Origin of the sequence: Streptomyces sp. NPDC015032, assembly GCF_043080425.1 — a bacterium.
Classification (GTDB): Bacteria; Actinomycetota; Actinomycetes; order Streptomycetales; family Streptomycetaceae; genus Streptomyces.
Window position 1 is genome coordinate 13,218 of sequence record NZ_JBIBVN010000036.1, and the last position, 22,416, is coordinate 35,633.

At 66.8% G+C, this 22,416-nt stretch carries 21 protein-coding genes; 17 read left to right on the top strand and 4 right to left on the bottom strand.

Annotated elements, in window-relative coordinates; genetic code table 11:
• Positions 1 to 151 precede the first annotated feature (151 nt).
• From ACF08M_RS33115 to ACF08M_RS33125, 3 genes are all read right to left on the bottom strand, one after another.
• Complete coding sequence (locus ACF08M_RS33115; RefSeq protein ID WP_392188958.1) at positions 152 to 1,453, bottom strand: hypothetical protein; 1,302 nt, start codon at positions 1,451 to 1,453, stop codon at positions 152 to 154.
• 58 nt (positions 1,454 to 1,511) lie between these two features.
• Positions 1,512 to 1,964, bottom strand: a complete 453-nt coding sequence (locus ACF08M_RS33120; protein ID WP_392188959.1) for a hypothetical protein — start codon at positions 1,962 to 1,964, stop codon at positions 1,512 to 1,514.
• Positions 1,965 to 2,706: 742 nt separating this feature from the next.
• Entirely contained in the window at positions 2,707 to 3,027 is a 321-nt protein-coding gene (locus ACF08M_RS33125) for a hypothetical protein (protein WP_392188960.1), read from the bottom strand.
• 1,047 nt (positions 3,028 to 4,074) lie between these two features.
• Here ACF08M_RS33125 and ACF08M_RS33130 point away from each other — a divergent pair.
• Together ACF08M_RS33130 and ACF08M_RS33135 are read left to right on the top strand one after the other, a co-directional pair.
• The gene (locus ACF08M_RS33130; RefSeq protein ID WP_392188961.1) at positions 4,075 to 4,380 is read left to right on the top strand and encodes a hypothetical protein; all 306 of its coding nucleotides are present in this window, start codon (positions 4,075 to 4,077) and stop codon (positions 4,378 to 4,380) included.
• A 99-nt stretch (positions 4,381 to 4,479) separates the two neighbouring features.
• On the top strand, positions 4,480 to 4,986 hold the full coding sequence (locus tag ACF08M_RS33135; protein ID WP_392188962.1) for an SLOG family protein: 507 nt from the start codon (positions 4,480 to 4,482) through the stop codon (positions 4,984 to 4,986).
• Between the two features lie 92 nt (positions 4,987 to 5,078).
• Here ACF08M_RS33135 and ACF08M_RS33140 read toward each other — a convergent pair whose 3' ends face one another.
• Complete coding sequence (locus ACF08M_RS33140) at positions 5,079 to 5,417, bottom strand: Lsr2 family protein (RefSeq protein WP_392188963.1); 339 nt, start codon at positions 5,415 to 5,417, stop codon at positions 5,079 to 5,081.
• Between the two features lie 207 nt (positions 5,418 to 5,624).
• Here ACF08M_RS33140 and ACF08M_RS33145 point away from each other — a divergent pair, with 207 nt between their 5' ends.
• From ACF08M_RS33145 to ACF08M_RS33215, 15 genes are all read left to right on the top strand, one after another.
• Complete coding sequence (locus tag ACF08M_RS33145; protein WP_392188964.1) at positions 5,625 to 7,478, top strand: DHH family phosphoesterase; 1,854 nt, start codon at positions 5,625 to 5,627, stop codon at positions 7,476 to 7,478.
• Positions 7,479 to 7,498: 20 nt separating this feature from the next.
• Positions 7,499 to 8,302 (top strand): CPBP family intramembrane glutamic endopeptidase, encoded by an 804-nt coding sequence (locus ACF08M_RS33150; protein WP_392188965.1) that lies wholly within the window; start codon positions 7,499 to 7,501, stop codon positions 8,300 to 8,302.
• Between the two features lie 148 nt (positions 8,303 to 8,450).
• Positions 8,451 to 8,705: a hypothetical protein gene (locus ACF08M_RS33155; protein ID WP_392188966.1), complete on the top strand. Its 255-nt coding sequence runs from the start codon at positions 8,451 to 8,453 to the stop codon at positions 8,703 to 8,705.
• 1,245 nt (positions 8,706 to 9,950) lie between these two features.
• Entirely contained in the window at positions 9,951 to 11,798 is a 1,848-nt protein-coding gene (locus tag ACF08M_RS33160; protein WP_392188967.1) for a phage/plasmid primase, P4 family, read from the top strand.
• A gap of 82 nt (positions 11,799 to 11,880) precedes the next feature.
• A complete protein-coding gene (locus tag ACF08M_RS33165) occupies positions 11,881 to 12,030 on the top strand; it encodes a hypothetical protein (RefSeq protein ID WP_392188968.1) in 150 nt (49 codons plus the stop codon).
• Between the two features lie 64 nt (positions 12,031 to 12,094).
• Positions 12,095 to 15,268, top strand: coding sequence for a hypothetical protein (locus ACF08M_RS33170; protein WP_392188969.1), 3,174 nt, complete (start codon positions 12,095 to 12,097; stop codon positions 15,266 to 15,268).
• Positions 15,269 to 15,445: 177 nt separating this feature from the next.
• Positions 15,446 to 15,763, top strand: a complete 318-nt coding sequence (locus ACF08M_RS33175) for a hypothetical protein (RefSeq protein WP_392188970.1) — start codon at positions 15,446 to 15,448, stop codon at positions 15,761 to 15,763.
• Positions 15,763 to 16,092, top strand: a complete 330-nt coding sequence (locus tag ACF08M_RS33180; RefSeq protein ID WP_392188971.1) for a VRR-NUC domain-containing protein — start codon at positions 15,763 to 15,765, stop codon at positions 16,090 to 16,092. Before ACF08M_RS33175 ends, ACF08M_RS33180 begins: the two co-directional genes overlap by 1 nt.
• A 151-nt stretch (positions 16,093 to 16,243) precedes the next feature.
• The gene (locus tag ACF08M_RS33185; protein ID WP_392188972.1) at positions 16,244 to 16,747 is read left to right on the top strand and encodes a hypothetical protein; all 504 of its coding nucleotides are present in this window, start codon (positions 16,244 to 16,246) and stop codon (positions 16,745 to 16,747) included.
• Positions 16,744 to 18,612, top strand: a complete 1,869-nt coding sequence (locus ACF08M_RS33190) for an SNF2-related protein (RefSeq protein WP_392188973.1) — start codon at positions 16,744 to 16,746, stop codon at positions 18,610 to 18,612. Before ACF08M_RS33185 ends, ACF08M_RS33190 begins: the two co-directional genes overlap by 4 nt.
• A gap of 104 nt (positions 18,613 to 18,716) precedes the next feature.
• Positions 18,717 to 19,109, top strand: coding sequence for a hypothetical protein (locus tag ACF08M_RS33195; RefSeq protein ID WP_392188974.1), 393 nt, complete (start codon positions 18,717 to 18,719; stop codon positions 19,107 to 19,109).
• A gap of 62 nt (positions 19,110 to 19,171) precedes the next feature.
• Entirely contained in the window at positions 19,172 to 20,035 is an 864-nt protein-coding gene (locus ACF08M_RS33200) for a hypothetical protein (protein WP_392188975.1), read from the top strand.
• Between the two features lie 477 nt (positions 20,036 to 20,512).
• Positions 20,513 to 20,638, top strand: a complete 126-nt coding sequence (locus ACF08M_RS33205) for a hypothetical protein (RefSeq protein ID WP_392188976.1) — start codon at positions 20,513 to 20,515, stop codon at positions 20,636 to 20,638.
• Between the two features lie 40 nt (positions 20,639 to 20,678).
• Positions 20,679 to 21,392: a hypothetical protein gene (locus ACF08M_RS33210; protein WP_392188977.1), complete on the top strand. Its 714-nt coding sequence runs from the start codon at positions 20,679 to 20,681 to the stop codon at positions 21,390 to 21,392.
• Between the two features lie 2 nt (positions 21,393 to 21,394).
• Positions 21,395 to 21,964, top strand: a complete 570-nt coding sequence (locus ACF08M_RS33215) for a hypothetical protein (RefSeq protein ID WP_392188978.1) — start codon at positions 21,395 to 21,397, stop codon at positions 21,962 to 21,964.
• The last annotated feature ends 452 nt before the right edge of the window (positions 21,965 to 22,416 follow it).

Below are 22,416 nucleotides of genomic sequence, written 5' to 3' on the forward strand. Positions count from 1 at the left end.
GTTCGCCCTTCGCGGCCGGCCTTCTGGTTCTGGAGGCGTCGGCGATGCCTGGCCGGGGTCAGCGGGCGGGGCTCGGCGAGGATGAAGTCGCCCCATTCCCCGTACGGGCCTCCCGGTCGCGTCCTTCCAGGAGTCTCCAGCGGCTCACGCATCACGCCACCTCCTTGCTGCGCTTGCCCGCCGGCTTCGCCGCGGCGAGGGCCTGCTGCTCGACGTGGCGCGCCGCGATGTACAGGCCCTCACGGTTCAGGTGCCGCGAGTAGCTGGAGTCCAGGTAGAGCACCGGCACGTCGCCGGCGGCCTTCAGCAGCGCCGGGTGCAGCAGGTGCTTGATCGGGCCCGAGCCGCCGCCGTAGACGTAGACGACTTCAGTCGTCGCGCCGGCCTGGGAGAGGACGTCGCCGAAAGAGGAGACGATCTCGTCGACCAGATAGATCGCCTCGTCCTCGACGAAGCCGGCGGCGCGCTGGTGACGGTTCTTCACCAGCACCGACGGCTCCGCGTGGAGGAAGTCCGCCAGCTGCTTTCGCGAGGAGAACTGCAGCGTGGAGTCCGATTCGCTCATGCGCTCCATGGCGTTCATGAGCGCGGAGCCGTAGCCCTCGTCGAGGGTGTCGGCCGCCTCGGGGTTGAACCGCCCGTCGGTGAAGACCGGGAAGTTCACGGTGCCCTCGCCGACGTCGACGCCGATGGTGTTCTGCACCGCCACCAGGTCGGAGGCGGAAACGCCTTCCACGATGGACGCGTCGCGGGCGCGCAGGTCATCGAGCAGCGCCTGGGCGAGCGGCTCGCCCTTGTCGGTGATGGCGAACTGCGCGGACGCGCCCTCGGCCATCACCTGGACGTCGACGAACTGCAGGCGCACCGATACCGGGGTGCTGAAGTTCTTGATCGTCACCAGGTGCACCGTCGGGTCCGCGCTGCCGAGCAGGCCGATGAACTCGGCGGCGTAGGCGTGGCGGCGCGCGACGAACTCGGAGATGGGCAGCGCCAGGCCTGCGCGCACCAGCACCCGCAGCTCGCGATCGGGCAGCGCGCCGTGCTCCTTCACGTAGTCGCGCAGGGCCTTCGCGGCGAAGACGCCCAGGACCAGGACCTTGCTCAGCTCCTGATCGGCCTTGGAGTGCTTGCCCAGCACCTCGAACTCGGTGAACTTCGAGCCGCGCACGGAGAGCGCCGCCCGGCCGAAGATGCGGCGGTCCGACGCCGCCACCAGGGGAGTGGTGAGCGAGCAGTCGATCTGGTTGTAAAAGTCGCCCGCCAGCACGGAGGCCGCGTCCGCGTCGGGGAGCGGAACCTTCGGCGAGGTGCGGGAGGTGGAGACGACCGCGCTGGGCAGATCGATCTCGTCGAAAGTGCCCTGCTGCGTGTTCTGGATGACGCCCTTGACGTAGCCGTTGCCGACGTCGATGCCGCCGGTGAGCGTGATGATGTCGTTGCTGTTCGTGCTCATGAATTCGATCCCTCGGTGTCTGTGTTGTCTGCCTGGAAAGTGGTGATTACCGCGTCACTCAGCGCCGAGTGCTCGCCATGATTTCGTCGATGGATGCCTGCGCCGGCGGCGCGCTGGGCGCGGGCGCTGCGAACTCCTCGGCCGGTGCGGGAACCGGCTCCGGGCTGGCCTTCTGCGCTGGGGCCGGAGCCGCCTCCTCGACGACGGACACAGCCTCGGCGACGACCGGGGCCTGAGGCTGCGCCTGTGCGGCGGACCCGGGAAGCGCAGTGACCGTCTCCTCGTCCTCGCGCGGCTCTGTGCTCTCCAGCGGCGGCCGGCCGCGGCGCGGCAGCTGGACCACGGGCTTGTAGAAGACGTCGACGAAGCCGTCGCGCTCGATGGACTCCCGGATGAGCAGTCGAATCGACTGCGAGATGTCCGCCTGCTCATTGAGCCACTCGTTCACCGAGGTGTCGGCGGCGGGCACGGTCCAGCGGACCTTGCGAGGCTCACCGGACCGACCGGCCATTGCACTCACCTCTCCCCGGCACTCGCTCCTGCTCTCGATCCGGGCGTTCGCCGGATGTCTTTCGCTCTGCCATATGGACTCACCATCCTTCGCGTTTCCTCTCGAATGCGAATCAATGCGAGTCCACTCTAGTGTCCCTATCGAGTCCTATGCAAATCCCATTCGATACGCGGGAGAGGTGCCATTCGAGTACCTATCGAGTACCGGCAGGGACACCTGCGAGACACCGCAGCACCCCTACGCGGGGCGACCGCGCGCAGGCCGTCGATGTCGTGCACCTCTGCACCCCACCTGCGACGCCACGGGTGCTCACGAGGGACGCCTACGCGACACCTGCCGTACCGGCAGCGAGCCATGGAAGTCGCATTGGAGTACCTACGGCGTCCCCTCGGTGTCCCGGCTGTGTCTCCCGAAAGACGCCACCCGACACCCCTGCACAGAGGAGTCCACCCGGAGTGCCGAGCGCGACGCCGGAAGAGCACAACCGGAGCGCGTGTGAGACACAAGAGAGACACGCGCGGGACTCTGAGGGCTGCACCTGCACCAGTCGGCGTCTTATCGGCGTCCCGGTCGCGTCTCAGGGGCGTCCCGGCGAGTCACCACTGAGACGCGGTGGAGACGCCGTTTCACGGCTGTCTCGTGGGGCCGGGAAGCCTGATGGTGCCCTTTGCTGAAGCCCGCCGGCGGGCACGGCGAACCAGTCACAGACCGCCGGCGGAGCAATGCTGCTGGTTGCCAGCTCCTAGCGAGTGAAGCCGATCGACTGATCGCAGGTGCCGGGGTGGTCCTCGACGAGCAGGCACGCTTCAGAGACGACGACCTTCTGGCACCCCGGCGCGATCCGCAGCTCCCGTCTGTCCTCGTCGTCCCAGAACAGCCACCACAGTACGAGCCCGGAGGACTCGTACTGCATCTGCGCACACACTGTGTGCTGCACATCGGGCCCGTGTGCACCGAAGTCGCAACCAAGCGGCTCGGCATCGGCCTCGAAGTCCGCGCCGGGCAATGCGTTCAGGGCGCGCACCTCGTCGTCCGTCAGCACCACTTCCGCTGAGCAAGGCATGGGCATGAGGTCCTCCGACTTAAATTGAGTGACAGGGTCACTCTTCAGGCCCGGCAGACACCGAAAACGTCAATAAATCCTGGAAGTGTCATGGTGACCTGCGTCACAGTGATTTGTGAGGCTTCCGGGAGGGTTGCCTTAGCTGGCGCAGCCAGCACAGCGCGATGGTGCAAGGCCTGCGCAGCCGACCGCGGCGAGCGGTGGAGCAGAGCGTTATCCACAGCCTGAGCGACGGTGTCGCAGGAGGACGTATCCGCTGCGCGGCGAGGGCTGTGCCGCCTGCGGCAGCAGGGAGACGGACCGGGGCTGCGCCCCAACAAGCACAGACCCGTACCCCCGTCATCGCTCGTGCCTCACGAGGACGGATCAGCGTGGGGGTACGGCCGTATCACGGACGTCGAATCAGCAGTACGACCAAAAGGTGCAATGACCAGGCGAAACAGCCAGCCCCGTACCCCCGCTGCGCGGAAAAGGGGGAGGGGTACGGGTCAAGAGGGTACGGACTGTTTCCCCTGATGTTCCAGGCTTCCGCTAACGCTCCAGCTGTGGAACAGCGAGATGACGACAAGGAAGCAAAGGGCATAAGGGAACCTGATAACACGTGTCCTCCGGACCCTCGCTCCGCTCGGCCTCTCCGCTGCGCTCCGAGGACGTGTTAGTCGGCATAGCCGACGGGTTCCACCGCTCGCAGGCTCGCTGGTCCGTCGGTCGCTGGCGCTCCCTCCGGCTATGCCCAGCGCTGTGCTTGAGAGACGAAACCCCACCACTGCCCCGCTGCAGTCGTCCACAGATGTGGCCAGCAGCGAAAGGGTGCAGCAGTGGTGGATCGCCCGGCGCTGCGCGCCCGGCTCGGGCGAGGAGCGACGACCCGGCCGACGGCTCGCTGCGCGATCCATCCAGGGGCGGATCACGCTGGTGAGATCCTCCGGGTCGTCAAGCCAGCGGAGCTGGCACGGGCGCTCCGTCGAACATCGAGATCACACGGACCCCGCGGGGTCCGCACTCGATGGTCGCCACCCGCACCCGAGACCACGAAGAGGCATCGCCATGACGCAGTCCCAGTCCGAACTCTCGCCCTACGACACCGGAGCCCGGTGCGAGCCGAAGTTGTGGCAGCCCGACAGCGAAGCCGTCGCCGCGGTGATGCGTTCCGGCGAGGCCGAGGACATCGGCAACGTCGACTTCACCAACGAAGAGGACTGCACGGTCGTCACCGCGCACGTCTCCCGCGGCGACGACGGGATGTACACCGTCCACCTCATGCCGATGTGCGGCGACGACGAGATCCGCGTCGAGTTCCACGGCGAGAAGGGCCTGGCCGTGATCGAACCCGGTACGAGCCGTCTCGCATGAGCCGGCTGCATGAGGGTCGCTGCGCCTGCCCCGACGCCGCGGGCACGCATCTCGGATCCAGCCTTGAAAGCCCCGGAGCCACGAGAGGAGGAGGCTCGAATGATTCCTGAAATGATTCCCGGATCGTTCTCGCACGTCGTCCTCGTGACCGGTTCCCGCAGCTGGAACGACGAGCAGGGCATGCGTGACGCGTTCAACGACGCCTGGCGCGGCTGGGGAGTCGAGAGCGTCACCCGACCGGTGCTCCTCTCGGGGCACTGCCCCGAGGGTGCCGACGCCATGGCCGAGCGGCTGTGGCGGTCCGCCGGCTTCGAGGTCGTCGCCTTCCCCGCCTCCTGGTCGGCCCACGGGAGGGCGGCCGGCTTCCGGCGCAACCAGGAGATGGTCGACGCGGCGCAGGTGTTCCGCGACGCCGGGGCTCAGGTGCTGTGCGCGGCCTTCCTCGACCTCTGCCGGAAGCCCGAGTGCACGCAGCGAGGCCGGGAGCAGCTCATGCCGCACACGCCGGGGCACTTCTCGCACGGCGCCGTCCACTGCCGTGATCGCGCGCGAGCCGCGGGGATCGAGACGGTCACCGTGATCCATCCGTCGCTGCCGCCGTTCTGAAGACGCGCGAAGGGCCCTGCAGCATGCTGCGGGGCCCTTCAGGGGTTGATGGGAGGAGCCGGCCGGGAGGCGAGCACCGGGGTCGACGGGCGCTACTTGCTCCGATCGATGTCGTGGGCCTCGTCGTAGGCCTTCATGACCGCCTTCGGGATGCGCCCCCGCTCCGCGAAGTCGAAGCCTTTCCCCTTGGCCCACTCGCGGATCTTGTCGCGCTCCTCGGGAGTCGTCTCGGGCACGACTCGCTTCTTGACCGGCGATGTCTTCCCGGCTTTCCGGCCGACCTTCAGATACGGCTTCAGCGCCTCCTCGAGCTTCTTCTGCTCCTCGGCGGTGAGGTCGATCTCGTACCAGGTGTCGCCCAAGCCGAACGTCGCCGTAGCCGCATCCGGCTTACCACTGAGATCTGACTCGACAATGCTTCGAATGGCCATACCAGTGAGAGTAACCGATTCGCAAGGGCCTTGGAAAGTCTGTCGAGGCCATTCGGGATAAGTACATCCTGTGGATCTCGAATGAGCCCCAGAAGCACTGCTAAACGAGCAGAAGAGGTGAATGCCACTGCTAAAATCACAGCATCATGAGGGGCATTGCGCACCCCTTTCTCCACCGACCACAAAACCCGATCGAGAGGTCCCGCCATGTCCACGCTCCACACCGTCGACAACCATTCGCTCGCCGACGAGGACACCGACCTCTTCGAGCTGCTGTGCCAGCGCCGCGGCTGGTCGGATCAGTACCTGAAGGAGATCGAGTCCGCCGAGCACGACGAGCTCCTGGACCTGGCCGAGATGGTCGAGGCCCTCCACGACGCCCGGACCACGGGCGAGAAGATCACCATCGCCCCCGACTTCGACATGGACGGCATCTCCTCCGGCGTCCTCGGCTGCGCCGGCCTGGCCGAGCTCGGCTTCGACGTCGAGCTGCACCTGCCCGACTACCGCCGCGGCCACGAGCTCGCTCCCGAGGACATCGCCGAGATCCACGCCAAGTGTCCCGACACCCGCGTCCTGCTCACCTGCGACGGGGGAGTGAACTCCCATCGCGGCATCGCCGCCGCTCGCGCCCTGGGCTGGAAGACGCTGGTGACCGACCACCACGAGGAGCTGGCTCCGGGCTCGACCGCGGACATCACCGTCGACCCGTGCCGGATCGACGAGACCTACGCCCACACCGGGATCTGCGGTGCCCACGTGCTCTACCAGGTGATCGAGGCCTACGCCCGCGTGCACCGGCCCGAAAAGCTCTGGGAGATCCGCCTGCTGCGCCTGTTCGCCGGCCTCGGCACCGTCTCCGACGTCATGCCCGTGCTGTACGAGAACCGCCAGCTGGTGCGCGACGCGATCTCGATCGCCCGCCTGCTGCGCGTCGCCGCGCCGAAGACGATCCCCAATCCCTGGGGCGGCTTCGACGCCGACCCCGATGCGATCGACGTCGAGCAGTCGATCCTGATGCAGCTGTTGCGCACCGAGCCGCATCACCCGGTCTTCCTCCGGGCCTTCGAGGGATTCGCGATCGTGCTCAAGGCCTTTGCCCAGGTCGGCAAGGTCCGCGATGTGGACGACCTCGACGAGGGCTTCTTCGGCTTCTACCTCGCTCCGGCTATGAACAGCCCGCGGCGCACCGGGGCCTCGCTTCAGCCGTGCTTCCAGGTGTTCACGGCCGACGGTGCCGACGCCAAGCTCAAGGCCGCCCACCAGGTGATCGAGAACAACGAGCTGCGCAAGCAGCTGGTCATCGAGCACATGGCTGAACTCGCCGCCGGAGACCAGCCGCTGGTCCCATGGGTGTACTTCTCGGACGCCTACCCGGGCATGTACGGCCTGCTGGCCAACCAGATGATGGAGCGCAACGGCCACCCGGTAGTCGTGATGAACCGTCCCGCCGGCCCCGACGACTTCGTCAGCGGCTCGGGCCGCGCGCCGGGATGGTTCGACATCATCACCAGCCTGGAGCCGCACGACGGGCTCAGCGCCATCGGCCACCAGCAGGCCTGCGGCGTCCGCGTCGCGAAGGCCGAGAAGCTGGGCGACCTCGTCGCGGTGCTGCGGGAGGCGACCCAGGCCGCGCTGCTCGCCGTCGGCGGCGACGGTCCGAACGGCGACCTCGTGCTCGGCCCGGACGCCGACTGCGACGCCGGCCTCGAGGACCTGGAGCCGCTGTTCGAGCTGGTGCGCCGGACCGAGGGGCTCAAGCCCTTCGGCCACGGCTTCACCGCGCCGGTCGTCGAGATCGCGATCGAGCCCCTGGGGCTGCGCGTTGACCGGATCGGCTCGGAGAAGCAGCACCTGCGCCTGGTCACCCGGTCCGGCCTGTCCTGCCTGTGGTGGAACGTCGCCGAGGAGAAGTTCGGCATGCTCCAGGGCTTCGTGCGGCGCGCAAGCCGCACCGAGCTGGGCACGCTGCGCTTCACGGCCTCGCTGCAGCTGAACACCTTCCGCGGCGACACCCGAGTCCAGGCCGTCATCAACGAGCAGCTCACCGCGATCGCGTGAGACTCAAGAAGGGGGGAGCCATGACGGCGTCGCCGATCGCTTCGCGGCTGCTCAGCACCGCCTGGTGCGCCCTCGTGCCGCTCGCCGTCGTCGCGGCGTACCTCGGCCTCGGCACCGTCGCAGTCCGGTGCATCGGGGAGCCGATCGCCGCGACAGCCGTCCTGGGCGCGCTCGTCGTCGCCCTGGTCGGCTCTGTGAGGACGCTGCGTCCCCGATGGCTCGCGCATGCGCCGGCCCCGCGGCTGAAGGGGGAGACCCCGGGATTCGGGTGGGCCGTCCTGGGCTGCGCGGCACTGGCCTTCCTCGCCGGCCAGTCGCTGGCCCTGTGGATCTACGTCGCGGCCGGGTCCGCCGGCTTCGACGCGTCGAACCAGACACGGCACGCGGCCGGGGCGGCGGCGACCCTCCTGCTCACCCTGGTCGCGGCCCCGGCGGGGGAGGAGTTCCTGTTCCGAGGGCTGGTCTACCCGATGCTGCGCAGGCGGGCGGGCGTCCTGGTCTCGACGCTGGCCACGGCGGTGGTGTTCGGCCTGCTGCACGGCAACGCCGTGCAGTTCGCCTCGACCCTGCCGCTGGCGGTGCTGCTGGCCCTGCTCTACGAGAGGACCCGCGCGCTGTGGCCCTGCGTGCTCCTGCACCTGGGCTTCAACCTGGCGGCGACCTTCGTCCCGGCGCAGACTCTCGGCGCTCTGGCGAACCCCGTCTCCGCGGCGTTCCTGTGCCTGGCCTTCGCCGGGTGCGCCGTGGGGCTCCACCGGCAGTTCGCTGGCGGGGCCGCGCTCGGCGCTGCCCAGGACGCGGGGGACGAGCCCGCGATGCAGTGAGCGAGGTCCTCAGCCTCTTCTGAAGGACGACGGTGCCCTCCGTCCGGACACGCTCGACATCAGCCGTGCGAAGATCCGTCTGGACCTCGACACCGGTGAGAAGCCGACCTTCGAGCGCGACCACACGCACGTCTTCGTCGTCTCCGACATGGGCGTCACCGCCGAGCAGGCCCGTGATCGCGTGAACGCGAGGCTGCGTCGGTTCTTCGATCGGGCCGAGGCCGTCCACGGCTTCCGCGAGATCACGATGCAGAAGCGTCAGAGCAAGAACCCGCTCAACCTCAACACCACGATTTCCTACGAGATCCTCTACGTCGTCGAGTCCGACGAGCGATCCCGTAGCCGCAGTCCCGAGTCCCCCAATGCGGGATACCAGCGAGGTTGGAGCAGGGTCGCCCCCTAGGGGATCCGCGCCGTCCACGCCTCGCACTCATCAGCACATGCAAAGAGGCCGGAGAGTTCCCTTCCCACGGGGATGCTCTCCGGCCTCTCTGTTTTCACGTTCCAGTGCAACATCGATCACCTGTGGTCAACGATAGCAGCTGTCGTGGATCACTCGCAATGACCAGCGAATGCCATTCGGGCTCCTTTCGAGTCGAGCGGAGCCTCGCCAAAGCTGCTGCTCGGACAGGGCCTCGACGCGACCTGAGGACGCGCAGGCCGAGGGCCGCGAGGCGATTCGGCGGGGACTTTCGCCTCGACCCGGTCGCCAGGGGAGCGGGCCCGGACTCTGAGCGCCTGGGTGTACCACCAGACGTGGTACACCTCCGAAAACCATGTCTGACCTGGGCAAACACCTGTACCGGGAAGGTCTGCCCCGCGCCGGGTGTACCACGTGGGAAAGGCGACGTGGTACGACGTTTTGCCTGGTCAACCAGCGTTTCTGGTCCGTGTACCACGAGTACCACGTTTTTTTGACCGTTTACATAGGGGACGCGTTCAGGGACGATCCGGCCGACTCCGGCCTTGGCTGGGCAGTCTGCTCTCTTGTCCCCCCTGCGCGTGTATCTAGTCTCTATTTCCTGGTACAAGTGGTACAGGGGGTATGTAAACCTTGCCTGACCTGGGCAAGCACCTGTACCACCTAGAAAAGGCCACGTGGTACACCCCGATCTCGAAGTCCCTGAATTCCTGCTCTGACCTGGGGAAACAGGTGTACCACGTCAAGTGGTACAAGCTCCAATACCCCCAGGGGGTATGTTGCGGTCGGGAGTCCCTGGGGGCGTCCGGTCGACGCCCTGGCGGCTACTGGGCCGGTCGGTCGGAAGAACTCCTCCGAGCCCTGACCGCAGGGCCGGGCGGCTCACGCCGCCCGCGGGTGCGTGGTCGAGCACGAGAAGCCAGTGGCTCCGGGGGCATACGCCCTCGGAGCCACTGGTTCTCGCATCTCATCCAGTCTCGCGGGGCGTGCGGCGCGGTCGTGGCGGTCGCGCGCGCGTCCCCCTCGGTTCCTCTCGATGGACCATTCGGGCCTCTCCCGAGCGTCGTTCAGGACCTCGGTCGATCCTCTTGTCGACTGGCAATCGAATCATTGCGAAAGGATACTCGGATGGCATAGGATCAAGATCACGTTCCATTCGATTGCGAGTCCAATCGGCTTCCCACTCATCGCCGGCAGGAACTCGATCACGATCGAGAAAGCAGCAACATGACGCCTCCTGATGCCCCCACATCCGCACCTGCCGCCGGCTCGAACGCCGGACCGCGCACGAACCCCGCCGCCGACCTCCTGCCCGGCATCACGGGGTACTTCTCGGGCCGCGACGACATGGCTCCGCAGAACGAGATCATCACCTACGTCACCGCGGCCTACCTCGACCACCTCGACCTAGCCGACCTTCCGACGCCCCGCGTCCTGGAGAAGCAGCTGCTGGCGATCGTCAACGCGGTGTGCAAGAGCGAGAACTTCAAGGCCTCCACCGCCACCGAGAAGCTGCCGATGCTGCGGTGCCTGACGTACTGGCAGGTCGCGCAGATCCTGCTGCGCCTGCACCACGTCATCCGCATCGCACCCAACGCCAAGGACACGGACCGCGAGTACGACCTGCTGGCGCAGTACCAGGCCGACGGCCGTGCGCGGGGGACCTACACCACCAGCGAGGACGACATCCGCACCACGGCGCGCATGTACAACACCCAGCTGACCCTCAAGGAGTTCGCCGAAGTCCTGGCGGTCCTGCGCGAGGACAGCCCGCGCCGGCACCAGAGCACGAACCGCGACTTCATCGCCGCGCGCAACGGCATCGTCTTCTACGGCACAGAGCCCCTGGACGTCACGATCTTCGGCACGGACTTCCACTTCGAGCCCAAGCGGGTCCACCCCTTCGACCCCGCCATCGTGCTACTGACCAAGAACGACGTCGACTACGTGGACGACGCCCCCCAGCAGGTCATCCCTCACCCCGCGGACGGGGACTGGGAGGTCGTCGCCTGGATCGAGGAGCTCTTCGACCAGCCCGGCGACGAAGGCCTCGCCGACCTGATCTGGGAGATCATCGGGGCGATCGTCCGACCGCACGTGCGCTGGGGCAAGACCGCCTGGTTCTACTCCGAGCAGGGCAACAACGGCAAGGGCACGCTCTGCGCGCTCATGCGCAACCTCGTCGGCAGCGGCGCTCACACCTCGATCCCGCTCTCGGACTTCGGCAAGGACTTCGCGCTCGAACCGCTGGTGCGCGCCAACGCGATCATCGTGGACGAGAACGACGTCGGCACCTTCATCGACAAGGCGGCCAACCTGAAGGCGATCGTCACCAACGACGTCATCCAGATCAACCGCAAGTACCGGATGCCGATCGCCTACCAGTTCTTCGGCTTCATGGTCCAGTGCTTGAACGAGTTCCCGCGCGTGAAGGACAAGTCCGAGTCGTTCTACCGCCGGCAGCTCTTCGTGCCCTTCACCAAGAGCTTCACCGGGGCCGAGAAGAAGTACATCAAGGACGACTACCTCCAGCGCCGCGAGGTCCTGGAGTACGTCTTCTGGTACGCGATCAACCGCGCCGGCGCGGCGTCTCCCGGTGACTACTACCAGCTCTCCGAGCCGGTGGCGACCAAGGCGGTCCTGGCCGAGTACAAGGAGGCCAACGACCCCGTTCGTGCCTTCTGGGAGGAGTTCCGCGGCCGGCTGGTCTGGGACCTGGCACCGTTCACGTTCCTCTACGACCTGTACAAGGCCTGGTTCGCCGACGTCTCGCCGTCGGGCTCGCCGGTCAGCAACAAGCAGTTCATCACCGACCTGGTCGCCATCATCCGGCCGGACGCCCTGTGGCACTGCCCGGACAAGAACCGCAAGATCCGGCCCGGCCAGATGATGAGCGGCCCCGAGCCGGTCATCGCCGAGTACGAGCTGAAGAAGTGGGCCAACCCGGGCAACAACGGCGGCAACCCGCTGAAGACGTCCCAGCCGAAGCTGCAGCTGTCCGCCAGCTACCGCGGACTGCTCCGGCAGACGGGCGCGCCCGCACCGACCGACGACACCACCGACGAAGAGGACTGATGCACCCAGGGCTAGAACTGCTGGCGAGCTCACCCAGGCCCTGATAGAGCTCGCCCGCGGCCAGGGCCGCCTGATCACGGCGATGTCCGACGTCGCGCGCGAGCAGCGGATCACCAACCTCATCGTCCGCTCGCAGATCACGACGGACCCCGAGGAGAAGGCCCGACTCATGGGCGAGGCGTCCCGGCGCATGGACGCCCCGCGCCAGCGCTCTCCCCTCGACCCCCTCTGAGGCCGCGCGCGCCGCCTCCCCAGACACCGGCCGTGATGGTCGGACCGACGAAAGAGATCCCCATATGACCACGCAGCGAGCACCCGTCACGGCCTCGAAGGCGCGATTCACCTTCTACGACATCGAGTCGTTGTCGGACGTCTTCACCCTGTGCGCCTATACCCCGCAGCCCAACACAGCCGTCGACGACCTGGAGATCTTCTTCCTCGCCGACGACCAGCAGCTCTCCGACGCCGTGGACCCGCAGGCGCTCTATGGAGCCGTGGTGCGCTCCAACCCGGGCCTGCCCGCAGTGAGCGTCCAGCTGTGGAACCTGCGCGGAGAGCAAGGAAACCTCCGCCTAGCCGAGCTGATGGGCCTCTCGAACGCGGACCAGGTCAACGACCGCAGCGAGGTCTCGTCCTATCCGGCAAGCCTGCGCCCGGTCTGCGACACGGATCCCGAGTACGACCCGCTGAAACACCCGTTCCTGGCCGGGTACAACTCGCTGAACTACGACATGACCATGCTCGCGCTGTACCTGATGGAGACCTTCCCGGCTCCGCACTCCGGCCGTCTTGTCCAGCCGACCACCGCGCGCGAGATGCGCGAGCACAACGACAAGCTGTTCAACGAGCACATCGACTACATGCCCGGCTACCTCGGCTGGGACGGCCCGGCCGCCAAGATCCGCCGCGCCATGATGCACTCGGGCCGGCACCTGGACGTCGCCCGCCTCAACGAGCTGCAGACCAAGGTAAGCCTCAAGCGCCTGCTCGGGATGCTCGGCCGTCAGATCAAGGAGTCCGAAAAGCTCAGCCACGACACCTCGATCGCCGCGATCGAGGATCTCTACGAGCTGCTGGCCTACAACGTCTCCGACTGCCTGGGCCTGGCCCAACTCTTCCAGCACCCGGCCTACGCCAGCAACTTCGATCTCAAGGCCGGCCTGCTGGCGCAGTACTCGGAGACCGTCTACGCCAAGAACGGCTCGGTGCGCCGGGACCGCCTGACCATCGACTCGTCCTCGGCGAAGTTCGTCGGCCGCATCCTCGCGCCGTACACCTCGCTGAACGACATCGAGGCCGTGTCGTTCCTTTATCCGGCCAAGGAGGTGGCCAAGGAGCAGGGCATCCCCCAGGTCAACGTGCTCGACGAGTGCGTGCGCTTCTTCGAGGAGAACGTGGCGCCCGACCCTGCCAGGGACCCAGCCGCGACGCCGGCACAAGCGAAGGCACACCGCCAGTTCATACAGGTCGTCAACTACTACCGCTCGATCGAGGGGCAGAACTTCAACGACTCCGAGGAGTACCGCAAGCTGTTCAGCCTCCCGGCCCAGAACCTGCGCGAGCTGCCGAAGACGCCGAACAACGTGCCCTACTTCCACCCGGACGCATCCCCGTCGTCGTGCTTCGCCACGTTCAGCACAGGCGGCATCCACGGCGCGGAAGCGAACATGTCAGTCTTCGACGCCGACTTCTTCGAGCACCGAGAACAGGCAGCCATGATCGGCATCGCCAAGCTCTTCTACCCGGACGCGAAGGACTTCGTCGCCGAGGCCAAGCGCCAGCACAGCCTGCTCCCGCTGCCCGACGGGACCTCCGTCGACAAGCGGCTCGTGCTGCTGGGCTCGGACCCGGAGAAGGTGAAGTACCGCAAGGCCAAGAAGGTAGATCCAGCCCAGGCCGAGCAGCTCGCTCGCGCACAGACCCAGGTCCCGGACCCGGCGGAGTTGCTGGCCACGCAGCGCCCGGAGGCCGAAGCTCTTCAGGTCCGCCTGGACGACGGGACGGTGCTCGACGGCAAGGTCGTCCTGGCCGTCACCTCGGCGGCGAAGGCCGCGTACCGCGAGGAGCCGTCGAAGAGGGCACCCGAGCTGTTCACCGCGAAGGCCGACAAGTCCACCAAGCTGCACCCGAAATTCGCACGGACCTCGGCAGGCCTCGTCATCCACGAGGACTTCACGAGCTACTACCCGAACCTGCTGCGCAACATGAGGGCGTTCTACAATCCCGAGCTGGGCGAGGACCGCTACACGACGATCTTCTTCGAGAAGGAACGCCTGGGCTTCGAGATGAAGAAGCCGGGGATCTCCGCCGAGGAAAAGGCCCGGCTCGCGACCTTGCGCAATGGCACGAAGCTGATCCTCAACTCAGCCTCTGGAGCCGCTGACGCCGCGCACCGGACCCCGATCAGGATGAACAACCGCACCGTCTCGATGCGGATCATCGGCCAGCTGTTCAGCTGGCGGATCGGGCAGGCCCAGACGCTGGCCGGCGCGCGGATCATCTCGACGAACACCGACGGCCTCTACTCCGTCGTCGGCGGCGAGAACGGCTTCGACGAGACCACCAACAACAGGGTGCTCGCCGAGCAGCAGGCCGCCATCGGTATCGACATCGAGCCGGAGTTGATGTTCCTCATCAGCAAGGACTCGAATAACCGGCTCGAGCTGGAGTCGCCCAGTGAGGACCGGAGAGTCGCCGACAGCCCGATCATCACCGCCTCCGGCGGGACGCTGGCCTGCCACGCAGGTCCTACCCCGACGAAGTCGCTGGCCCACCCGGCCGTGATCGACTTCGCTCTGGCCCGCTACCTGCAGACCGTCGCCGACAGGGGAGAGGAGGCTCTCGCCGAGCCGTTCGATCCCGTGCTGGGCCGGAAGGTGATCGAGGAGGTGATCGACCCGACCGATCCCGTGCGGACGCTGCTGCTGTTCCAGAACGTCCTCGCCGCCTCGCGTGGGTCAATCACCTACCCGTTCGCCGCCGACCCGGTCTGCGCCGGGCCCGACCGTGACGACAACGAGGACGCCGATGGGCAGTTGGTGAACCCGCGGGCCTTACAGATGGTCAACCGGGTCTTCATCGTCCGCGACGGCACCGATGGTGCCGTGAGCCTGCACAACGCCGGCGCATGGAAGGTGAACCCGGCCAGCCAGAGTAAGCGGCGCGCGTCCGGCAGCGCCGGGGTGCGACGTGATCCAGTCGCGCTGGAGATCCTGCGCCACCACGGGTGGGCGAAGAACCGCAGTGAGGCCAGCACCTCCGACGGCCTCAGGCTGCTGCCCGATGATCAGGACGCCGTGATCCGCCGGATCAACGGCATCGATCCGTACTGGTCGGTGGTCGTCGTCAACGATGACCTCCGCGCGCTGCCGGTCGCCCGAACCGAGCAGCTCATCGGGGCGCTCGATCTCGACATCTACACCCGGATGCTCGACGAGACGTTCACCAAGAACTGGAGAAACGGCGCCTGATGAGCGCCTGCATCACCATCGGACCGCAGGGTGCCGGGCCGTGCCGACACGACGCTGCTCGGTGCCCGATTCGAATTTCAGATGAAGGCGAGTCTGGCTCGCCATGGCAAGAGAATCGAGAGACGTCATGTTCCAGACCACACCTCCCGTCCGCACCGTTGAAGGGGGCGACCAGTTGTGAGTGCCGCGACCGACACCTCCACACAGAACGACGACGCCCAGGGCCAGCAGGAGAAGAACACGACCCGCGAGGGCATCCTGGTCCGCCGGGGCCAGATCTGGGAGGACCTCGACACGCGGCAGAGCAAGCGCCGGGTCGTCATCGAGTCCATTGCGGACGGGGAGGCCCGAGTCCGGGATCACTACGGCACGAAGCACTCCACCCTTAGCGTCTCCCGAATGCACAGGCACTCCACGGGTTTCCGCCTCGTCGAGCCAGGTGAGCTGAAGTACGGCGTGCAGACGATCTCTTCGGACGAGACGGTACAGCCCTGATGGCTCGCACGCGCGAGAGCACCATTGAGGACTACCTCCTCAGCCAGTGCCGGGCCCACGGCTTCCTGTGCCTGAAATTCGTCTCGCCGGCCCGCGGGGGAGTGCCCGACCGGATCGTCGTCGCCCCCCGCGGCACCGTGTTCGTCGAGGTCAAGCGCCCCGGTGGCCAGTTGCGGAAGCTGCAACAGCTCACGCACGCCAAGCTGCGCCGCCACGGGGCCGAGGTTCACGTCGTCGACGACAAGCCGAGCATCGATGTCTTCATCGCGCACCTCCTCAGGACCTCATCCAACCAACAGAGAGCAGCACCATGCCCCACGGATACATAGGTGCGTCGTGAGCGAGCCTCGCTACGCGTGCCGTCGGTGCGGTACGTGGAAATGCTCCGCCTGCGACGGACAGCGGGCGAACACGGACGTCCGGTACGTCAACTACCCCTGCAACCGCTGCCGGGGCCTGACCGGGACCCTCATCCCGACCATGCACACAGCCAAGATGTGGGGCACGCACAACGACGGCCCGCTGCCGATGGCGTACCCATACGGCGAGCGCCCTCTGGCCGGGGAGTGGGGTTCTGGGTTCGGCAGCCGGGATGTTCCGCAGCCGCAATACCGGGGCGTGCCCGTCCCGGCGAACATTCGGTTGAACCCGGAGTCGTTCCGGCGAGGCGTGGACGCGGCGCTGGAACGTTACGGCATTCCCGCGGATACGCCGCTGAAGGTGACCATCGACGAGTCCGCTCAGCCGCAATTCGAGGTCATACGCGCGACTGAAGCCGAGGCCGAAGCCGATCACACGCCCCAGGCACGGGAGTTCAGATACGAGGTCTGCCAGCGACCCTTCAGCGCTGCGGCTGCTCTGGGCTCGCGTCAGCGAGTCCACCTCGATCGTGCCGCGTCGGTTCCCGTAACCAGAACGAACTCCGACATCGCTCCTGAGGCTCCGCAGAAAGCGAATGAACACTCACCCGAGGAGAAGGGATGACCAGCGACATGACTACGGCTACTGCTCCGTCCCCGATCTCGCTGATGCCGCATCAGCAGCAGATCCACGACTTCCTCGTTGACCATCCCTTCGCTGGCGCGTGGCTCGGCGTCGGAGCCGGCAAGACGCTCACGACCCTCAGTGTCCTGCAGACGATCCGCCCAATGGGTCACATCCTCGTCATAGCACCCGTGGCGATCGCCCGCTCCACCTGGATCGACGAGATCGAGAAGTGGGGCTTCCCCATCCGGACAAGGTCGCTCATCGTCGACGAGAACGACAGGAAGCTCTCCAAGGCCAGGCGCCTGAGGCGCTTCCAGGAGGTCGCCACGGATCCGCCGACGATGTACTTCATCAACCAGGAGCTGCTGACTCAGCCGTCCCAGGAGACGAAGCTGATCACGCCAGTGCCGGGTGCAGTGCCTGCCCCGACCGTCTCACCGGAGGCGACAGCGATTCTGGGTCTGCTCCAGGCACGGGGGCCGCTGGGCCGAGACGAGGTGATCGACGAGTACCGTGCTCTGGTCGCCAGCAACGCCAACAACCGGGTCCCCGCCAAGGCCAAGATCCGCACCTGGATTCAGGAGTTGCTCAAGTCGGCCCTGGTGACGTGGGAAGCCTATGACTGCCGAACCTGTTCCGGCGCAGGCTGCGCTCAGTGCCGCTTCGGTCTGGTAGATCAGCTGCCGGTCCAGAACATCAACGGCCAGAACACCATCATCTGGCCCTTCCAGACTGTCATCATCGACGAGTCCCAGGGTTTCAAGTCGCACGACTCGCAGCGCTTCCTGGCTCTGGCAACGGTGAGGCCGGCCATGAACCGACTCATCGAGCTGACGGGAACGCCAAGCCCTAACGGCCTCCACGACTTGTGGAGCCAGGTCTACCTGCTCGACCAGGGCCAGACGCTGGGTCGGAACATTACCGCGTACCGAAACCGCTGGTTCACGCCGAAAATGGTGCCTGGCACCACGACGCCGGCGAAGTGGATCCCCACGGCAAACGCCGAGTCCGAGATCCATCAGGCCATCTCGCACCTGGTGATGAGCGCGCAGAACACGAGCCTGCAGCTCCCGGCGCTCAGCATCCAGGACGTCAATGTCACGCTCCCACCGGACCTGCTCCAGGCATACAAGGACTTCAAGCGCGACCTGGTCCTGGATATCGTGCAGACCTACACCGACGACGACGGGAAGCTGACGCAGAGCGTCGAATCGATCGTTGCCGCGAACCAGGCGGTGCTGACGAGCAAGCTGATGCAGTTCGCCTCGGGCACGCTCTACACCGCGGATCCTGACGACCCAACCACGAAGGGTCGGTACGAGGTCATCCACGACAAGAAGATCGAGATGACCGAGTACCTGGTGCGGAACAACGGCGGCGAGCCCCTGCTCATCGCCTATCACTTCAAGTCGGACAAGGAGCAGCTGCTCACGCGGCTCCGCAAGGCCGGCGTCAACGCGCTGGCCTTCGACGGCTCGCGCGACATGGTTCGCCGGTGGAATGACAAGCAGATCCCGGTGATGTTGCTCCACCCTGCTGCCGCAGGGCATGGCCTGAACCTGCAGCACGGTGGCTCGACGATGATCTGGTACACGCTGCCGTTCTCACTCGAGCACTACCTGCAGACCAACGGCCGGCTCTTCCGCACGGGCCAGACGAAGCCTGTGACCATCCACCGGCTCATCGCCAAGGGCACGCAGGACGAGCGAATGCCCTCGGTGCTCGCGGGCAAGCAGCAGGTCCAGGACGACCTTATCGAGGCAGTCTCCGGGGACTGCAACGCCGAGCAGGCGCTTCTCGCCGCCCTGGAGGAAGAGATTCGCGAGGACCTCAACGAACTCTGGGCTGCCGAGAGGGTCTAACCCACACCCACTCGACGACGGACGGTCCGGTTGTGATCCGGCAGCCGGGCCGTCGCTGCGGCGATCGCTCACCAAGCACGCGTGATCAAGAAGAAGACGTCCTCATGAGGACGATCACTGCCCGACGCCTCGATCCGCGACCGCGGGCGGCACTCGCCAGCAGCGGCTGGACCAGCCCCCTGCTCAACCCGGGGCGGGCCCAACGCCAGGAGCTGAACACCATGACAGACCTGAACCACCTCGGTGCCAACGAGACCCACACGCTCCGGATCACCTCCCAGGCGCTCGCCGAAATCGACAACTTGCGCGACACCAGCTCCCTCCGCGAGGTGTTGCTGGATCTCAGCTACACCCTCGCCAACCTCGCCGGACCCATCGGTGCCCTCACCGATGCCTGGGTTGAACAGGGCGGTCAAGCGCCTGACGGTGAGCTGCCGGACGCGGATGTCTTCATCGTCGTGGCCGCAGACCTGCGGCAGATGGCCGACAACACCTGACTTTCGTCCCTCGTGGGCCGCCCCGTTCCCCTTGCGGCCCCCCCACACCCCGGAGACGCACCATGGACCGCATCGACGGCCAGCGCCGCATCCACGTCGAGATCCACGACAACGAGATATCCGACCTCATTGACGGCCTCAAGGCTGACCCTGAATCCCTCGCCGCTACCCACGCCTTCCTGGTCATCCTGCGCACCGCCGAGGAGACGCTCAGCCCCGCCGTCGCTGAGGGGCGCCACGACCGAGGCCTCCGTCACGCCACTGGTCAGGCCACCTGCGCGCCGGACCCGACCACCGCCGACGACCCGGTCCCGCTCCGCTGGGGTCACGGTGACGTCCTCCACAGCGACGACAACACCACCATCGTCTGCCTCTCCGGTCCCGGCGGTCGGCCGTACTGGCTGGAGCTGGAACCAGAGCGGGCCCAGGCACTCCGCGACGACCTCACGCCGCCCGCCGCCGAGCCCGACGTCCACCCCGCTGCCGAGGTGGAGCAACTGCGGAGGCGCGTCGAAGAGGCCGAGCAGGATACTGAAGGGGCGGTCACCGCAGCAGCGCACCTCACCAGGCTCATCGGCAAGCGCTCCGAGAAAGCAGAGCGGAGCGCCAAGAAACAGTGCAGCCGGGCCAAGATGGCCGAGACCGAACTCCGCATTCTCCGCAGTGGCCTCCGCGCGAGCGGCGCCGACCCCACCCAGATTCAGAACCTATGGGCGCAGATCCGCCTCCGCAACCGCCAGTGGCGGGAGGAGAAGCAGCGCGCCAAGCGGGCCGAGGCCGCCCTCAACGCCGTGCGCACCGAACTCGCCGCCCTCAACAGCGAGACCACCGGCCTGAACCCCTACGCAATGGCAGGCCGCCGTGACGCCGTCGCCCGCGTCCACGCAGTCCTCGACGCCCGCACCAACTCCGGAGACACCGAGTGACCGCCGAGCCCCCGTCATCGACCGCCTGACCGGCGACCTTGCCATCGTTACCGCCCTTCACCGGCACCGAGTGCTGCCGAGCAGCCGACATCGACGACCGGTAGATGGTCTCTGGGTCGGCATAGCCGACCCGGGTGCTGGGTCGATGGCAGAACGGGCTGGGTGTTCAGCACACGGCCCGTTCCCTGCTTTTACGCCGATGTCTCGTCAGGGACATCACGGTGACTCGGGGATGTCCCTGACGAGACATTCTGCTGTCATCGGGCGGACGCCAGGGCGACATTGATGACCGACGCACCGAGCAAGACACCGATGAGACCTGTCGGTGCACCGGTCAGGACACACATCGGCCGCCAACCAGACACCAAGGAGGCTCGATTGCCTAACGCTCTATCCCGGTAGTGCTCGTACATCTGCCACCACCCGCCCTGGCCGCATTCGTGCGGCGGGTGCTGGTGCGAGGCGGGCCGAGAGCTCGTGCGACCCGAGGAGACCCCGGCGCTCACGACCCGGGTCTCGGACCTCCCACCGGTCTTCGAGCCTGACGAGGAGCTCATGCGGATCGTCAGCGAACGAACCGCGCAGATTCTGGAGCACGGCTGAGCCATCACTCGAATCACCACCACCGAAGACGGAGGCATCCATGGGCACGCGGGCACCGAAGAAGTGCGCCGACTCCCGCCGCACCCAGGTCACCCGGGAGTGGCAGGCGCGGGACGCCGAGCGCCGCGCCGAAGCCGCCGACGAGGATTATTTCCTCGCGGCTTCGACCGCGGCTGAGCCCTCGATGTACTTCCCCGAACAGGATGGCAAAGCCGTCCCGGAGGACGGGGCCTGGATCATCGTGGTCGAGGAACCCTTTACCGAACTGCGTTACCGCTTCCGGGTGCCGCCGCTGAGCATGTGGCGGGCCCGCCCACACCAGCTGAACACCGGTGCCATTGTCTTGAAGGGCGTGGAGATTCACCCGAAGCAGGCGATCATCGCCACTCCCGGGGGAGACCTGCACCTGTGGCCGCACGAGTACGTCGTCGCCGCCCGGCCCATGGCGCTCGCATCCGACCCCGACGCGATGCTCCACTCCCTGGGCGGACAGCCGGTCCTCGACGAGGACGCACTGTTCTACCTGATGAGCCGGGGTATCCCGCGCCATGAGGCCGTGATGGTCCTGTTCGACAAGGTCACGTCCCTCGACTTCGTCTACGTGACGTTCCCCGAGTGGATCACCGATGCCCTCGCCGGTGCGGGGCAGAGCCTGCGCCGGCACATGGCGTTGAACCCCAGGGAGTCCACGACCTGGGAACCGAGAACGCGACTCTCGTCATGGGCACCGTCGCCGAGCTTGGAGGAGATCTGACCGTGCACGAGATCACGACCGGTCACGACATCGGCAATCGAATCAGCTTCCGCAGCCACGGCACCCATAGTGCCCGGCACCCCTGGCCCGACGAGACAGTCGTCAGCGCCGGCGAAGGCGTGGTCTTCCGCCGCGACCCCAAGCCGGGGGAGCCGGCCTCCTACACCACGCTGTTCATGGAGGTCTACCCGCCCGGCGCCACGTTCATCCGCGGCGAGGGCACCACTCCGCAGGGGTGCGAGGACAGCGCCTGGGCCCAGTACCGGCTTGCCTTGGACTGCGCCGACGGCAGCGGTTCCCACGACTGGGAGACTCGCGGCTACCGCAACGGCGCTGGGCTCTGCTCTCGCTGCGGCACCTTCAAGTCGCAGGTCTTCACCGGCGAGCAGCTCGGCCAATTCTGTCGGATCTGTGGTACGGGCACCACGTACCACTGGGACACCGACAAAGCAGCCGGTACCACGACGTTCCTCTGCGAGGAGGACTACAAGGCGTACAAGCCGGCCCGGCACCCCTCCCACGACCGCTCCCTGGTGCAGCTGCTGGCCGAACTGCTTGACGAGGATTCCTGATGAAGTCGTCGGCTGGAGTGCGGTGATTCAGAACGCACGACACCGAGAGCGACGTGGAACGCGGCAACCGCACCGCTAGACCTCACCATTCGCTCCAGGGCGGCAGAGCCGCCCCGGGTGGGCCGCTGAAACATGTGATGCAGAAGCCCCGGGAGACACCGATGTCCTTCGGGGCTTCTGCGTGTGCGCCTCCAGCAAGACCTGCACGGCCATGCGACAAAGCAACTGGCAAGCGTTTCTAGCGCTATTCAGGCTGCCGCCTCCATGCCGCCGCTTGGCGCCCACTCGTGCTCAACGCCGGTGGACGCCCAGTCGTCTCAGAGCTGCTACTCCGCAGTGCCTTCTAGCGCCGTCGCCGCATGTACCCCCGGACCGCTCATTGCGTCCCGACATGCCCTTCGCAACTGCCGCTACCTCCGTTCAGGACCGACCGGCCTCGACCCGAAAGGACG

What these genes read in the sequence shown, in the direction of transcription:
- ACF08M_RS33115 (WP_392188958.1), bottom strand. Translation starts at nt 1,453, where the DNA reads ATGAGCACGAACAGCAACGACATCATCACGCTCACCGGCGGCATCGAC.
- ACF08M_RS33120 (WP_392188959.1), bottom strand. Translation starts at nt 1,964, where the DNA reads ATGGCCGGTCGGTCCGGTGAGCCTCGCAAGGTCCGCTGGACCGTGCCC.
- ACF08M_RS33125 (WP_392188960.1), bottom strand. Translation starts at nt 3,027, where the DNA reads ATGCCTTGCTCAGCGGAAGTGGTGCTGACGGACGACGAGGTGCGCGCC.
- ACF08M_RS33130 (WP_392188961.1), top strand. Translation starts at nt 4,075, where the DNA reads ATGACGCAGTCCCAGTCCGAACTCTCGCCCTACGACACCGGAGCCCGG.
- ACF08M_RS33135 (WP_392188962.1), top strand. Translation starts at nt 4,480, where the DNA reads ATGATTCCTGAAATGATTCCCGGATCGTTCTCGCACGTCGTCCTCGTG.
- ACF08M_RS33140 (WP_392188963.1), bottom strand. Translation starts at nt 5,417, where the DNA reads ATGGCCATTCGAAGCATTGTCGAGTCAGATCTCAGTGGTAAGCCGGAT.
- ACF08M_RS33145 (WP_392188964.1), top strand. Translation starts at nt 5,625, where the DNA reads ATGTCCACGCTCCACACCGTCGACAACCATTCGCTCGCCGACGAGGAC.
- ACF08M_RS33150 (WP_392188965.1), top strand. Translation starts at nt 7,499, where the DNA reads ATGACGGCGTCGCCGATCGCTTCGCGGCTGCTCAGCACCGCCTGGTGC.
- ACF08M_RS33155 (WP_392188966.1), top strand. Translation starts at nt 8,451, where the DNA reads ATGGGCGTCACCGCCGAGCAGGCCCGTGATCGCGTGAACGCGAGGCTG.
- ACF08M_RS33160 (WP_392188967.1), top strand. Translation starts at nt 9,951, where the DNA reads ATGACGCCTCCTGATGCCCCCACATCCGCACCTGCCGCCGGCTCGAAC.
- ACF08M_RS33165 (WP_392188968.1), top strand. Translation starts at nt 11,881, where the DNA reads ATGTCCGACGTCGCGCGCGAGCAGCGGATCACCAACCTCATCGTCCGC.
- ACF08M_RS33170 (WP_392188969.1), top strand. Translation starts at nt 12,095, where the DNA reads ATGACCACGCAGCGAGCACCCGTCACGGCCTCGAAGGCGCGATTCACC.
- ACF08M_RS33180 (WP_392188971.1), top strand. Translation starts at nt 15,763, where the DNA reads ATGGCTCGCACGCGCGAGAGCACCATTGAGGACTACCTCCTCAGCCAG.
- ACF08M_RS33185 (WP_392188972.1), top strand. Translation starts at nt 16,244, where the DNA reads ATGCACACAGCCAAGATGTGGGGCACGCACAACGACGGCCCGCTGCCG.
- ACF08M_RS33190 (WP_392188973.1), top strand. Translation starts at nt 16,744, where the DNA reads ATGACCAGCGACATGACTACGGCTACTGCTCCGTCCCCGATCTCGCTG.
- ACF08M_RS33195 (WP_392188974.1), top strand. Translation starts at nt 18,717, where the DNA reads ATGAGGACGATCACTGCCCGACGCCTCGATCCGCGACCGCGGGCGGCA.
- ACF08M_RS33200 (WP_392188975.1), top strand. Translation starts at nt 19,172, where the DNA reads ATGGACCGCATCGACGGCCAGCGCCGCATCCACGTCGAGATCCACGAC.
- ACF08M_RS33210 (WP_392188977.1), top strand. Translation starts at nt 20,679, where the DNA reads ATGGGCACGCGGGCACCGAAGAAGTGCGCCGACTCCCGCCGCACCCAG.